Genomic DNA, 2,534 nt, shown 5'->3' on the forward strand with positions numbered 1-2,534 from the left:
ATCGGGCTGCTGCGCGTCGGCACCGCGCTCCAGCAGCAGGTGGACAATCGATTCCCGGTTGGCGCGTAGAGCGAAGATCAGCGGCGTGTCGCCATCCTCATCGGCGGCATTGATATCCGCGCCATGATCGAGCAGACGCTTGACGATCTCGCCTTTGAGTTCCGGATCGAAGCTGTGCTCTGCCTCCGTCTCTTCGTCATCGGGGTAGGTGTCGTAACTGTAGGCGCGTGCTATCGCCTCATGCAGGGCGGTGCGCCCTTGCGCATTCGCCTGACGGGTGTCAACGCCGTGCGCCAATAGCGCTTCTAGCCCGGCCAGGCTCCCGTACCCGGCGGCGCACATCAAAGGATAGTCGCCATCGGGATCGACCCAATGACAGTCGGCTCCGGCCGCTAACAGCAGCTCTACGGTTTCGCGGCGCGAGACTTTATCTACCCACCCCCAGTTGCTCAGTGCGCGGTGCAAGGCGGCGGAATTATCGAAGCCGCCGACGGCGTTAGGGTTTGCGCCACGCTCAAGGAAATAGCGCACCAGCGGCGTTTGGCATTTGGACACCGCCATCAGCAGCGGCGTCGCCTCGGTGCCGCTTCTCGCTTCAAGGTCCAGCAGCCCACGCCGTTCCAGCTCATCAAGGTACGGGGTCACGGTCGATTCCGCTCTGCCGCTCAGCCGGGTGCAGGCAAAATGGACGAACTGCTCTTGCTTGATACAGGTGCGGCGAGCCGGATCGGCACCGTGATCCAGCAGCAGGGTAAAGATGTCGAAGTAATCCTGCATGATAGCCCATTCAAGCGCACTGTTTTCTAACCGCATCACCCCGTTGCGATGATCGAACTCAGGCGTGAAGCGACGCTTCGCGGTACAGTTGGGATCGGCACCCGCCGTCAGCAGCATGTTGCACACGGCATAGGCGTATTCCGGTGTGATCTTATCACTGTTGCCACTCACACGATCCATCGAGTAGATCAGCAACGGTTGTTCAGCATAAACGATGCTATTGTTCTTGATCTCTCTGCCGATAATGCGATTCGGATCGTTACCGACGATCAGGCGCTTGACGGTTTCCAGCGCCACGCGGGAACCGATGGCGCGCTGTAGCGGGTCGCCAGAGATCTCGCTGGTAACATCAAGGGGTTCTGGCAGGTTATCGAGCAGCGGGCTGATATCCTCGCCGGCTTTGGCATATTCCAGGCAATAGGCGATCATATTGCCGTTGAAATGTTCGTCTCTGATCTCGGCATTCAGCGGCCACCCGATATCCAACAAGGTGCGCGCCAATGGAATAAAATACTCGGCATCGTACAGCGCAATGCACGCGGCAAGCGTGTGGGTGGTGCTCAGCGGCGCGTAGTCATGCGAGTTATAATTAAACGGCTCTGCGAGTGGCAATGACAGCCCTTTGCTGCGGTAGATCCCCTGTAAACGGCGCAGCACGGCGGAGACCTTGCTCAGGCGCATCCGTTCTCCGTTGGGGTTCTGGGTAAAGAGGTAAGAGAACACCGTGCCCTGTTTACAATCGATCCAGGTGAGATTGGCACCGCGCGTTGCCAGTAAATTGGCGGTCTCCATGTGGCCGAACCACACCGCCAGATAAAACGCTGACAGGCCGTGACATTCAATGGCTGCACCGCGCTCCAGCAGCCAGCTCAGCAGGGCCTGACTATGTTCCACGTTGTCAGGCCAACCGGTGACGATGTGCAGCGCGCTGATTTGAAAATGGGACCACGCCCCCGAGGTGTTGATATCGGCACCTTTGTCCAGCAGGGTGCCCAGCAGGGATAGTTTTTCATCCCGCCGCAGACCGGTTGCGGTGACGATATCGATAAACATGGTGTTGATATCGGGGGCATCATGCGGCAATTCGTCAATGATCTGCCGGATGGTTCGCGAATCATGGATCAGGATACTGAGGGGAAGCTCATGCCCTTGGCTCTGGTTCAACTCGAAAATCAGTTTTACCTGCTTTGGCCGGAAGTTTTTGCTGGTGAGATAATCGATGAGTTCCGCTTTCTCATCGTCAGGAATCGTGATCCCGGCTTGCAGCAGCCGGATAAAACCGGCGAAGTGTCCGCGTTTGAGTGCTTCCAGCCCGAGACCGGCATAATGGCAGCTGTCCAAATCCAGGTCGTGTTGCAGCCCGCCTTTTTCCAACTCATCCAGTACGCTGGTGAAGGTGGTAATACTGAGTTTATCCTGGGTGTTGTACAACGTAGCGTTGGTCAGTGCTGAATAGAGCGGCGTCGCCCATGGCTGCTCTGCCCGGTTGACGTCAGCGCCCAGGCGAATAAGCCAACGCAGACGCAGGGTATCAATGGTGATTTCTTCCTGACTCAGGTAGTAGGCAAGCACCGTTTTACCGCTGGCCCGGGTATCGATCGTGTTGAGATCCAAGCCCTGTTGCAGAAAGAACGCGACGTGTTTCTCTTTAAGATCCTTACGTCGCACCATATGGTGCAGCAGCGGTAAGCCATCGATATATTCTGGCAGGAAGATGCCGGAATCGAGAAACGCTTCAATCAGCGGCAAACAGAGTG

Annotated in this window: 1 protein-coding gene; it reads right to left on the minus strand. The window is 57.2% G+C overall.

What is annotated here, in order from left to right; genetic code table 11:
- The coding region (locus J5224_RS24860; protein ID WP_264627890.1) for an ankyrin repeat domain-containing protein at nt 1–2,534 on the minus strand (2,534 nt) is incomplete at both ends.

Source organism: Candidatus Symbiopectobacterium sp. NZEC135, assembly GCF_025962695.1.